The sequence below is a fragment of the Vibrio sp. 1249-1 genome, from assembly GCF_033340495.1.
Map to the genome: position 1 here is coordinate 1 of NZ_JAWOWJ010001137.1, position 527 is coordinate 527.

1 protein-coding gene is annotated in these 527 nt (G+C 45.0%); it reads left to right on the plus strand.

All coding sequences use genetic code 11. From position 1 onward, the window contains the following. Positions 1 to 213: alanine racemase C-terminal domain-containing protein (locus R7Z50_RS30900; protein WP_318150200.1), on the plus strand; the 213-nt coding region annotated here is incomplete at its 5' end. Positions 214 to 527: the final 314 nt, after the last annotated feature.

The window sequence follows — 527 nt, forward strand, 5'->3', positions numbered from 1 at the left end:
CAGCGTGCTCGAGTAATGGGTAAAGCGTCAATGAACACTACTATGGTTGATGTCACTGACATCATTGGTGTTCAGGCAAACGACGAAGTAGTTGTATTTGGCCGCCAAGGCTTTGAAGAAATCACAGCAGAAGAAACCGAAGAGAAAAGCGGTCGTATTCTGCCTGAGCACTACACTATCTGGGGTGCAACTAACCCTCGCGTTTACCGTTAAACGGCAAGTGCAATAGTCCCCAAGGCCAGTCTCATACTGGCCTTTTTTATGCCTGTTGTTTAATAACAGTCATTCCATCAAAACGATAAAATAAGATCATCGCCAATTTGATCGTTTTTGCTCTCCATTTGGCTCATCGTCGCGCTCCAAACCAGAAGCAGATGTTCAATGTAAATTTGTCGACACGAACGATCCTTTTTGTTCGCTTTGCAGGATAAGTCTATGCATACTCCGCTGCTTTGGAGGTCGAGATGCATACACCATTCGAACAAATTTTCGATCTTGGCCCATTCAGTTGGCCTGCCCTATTTTGC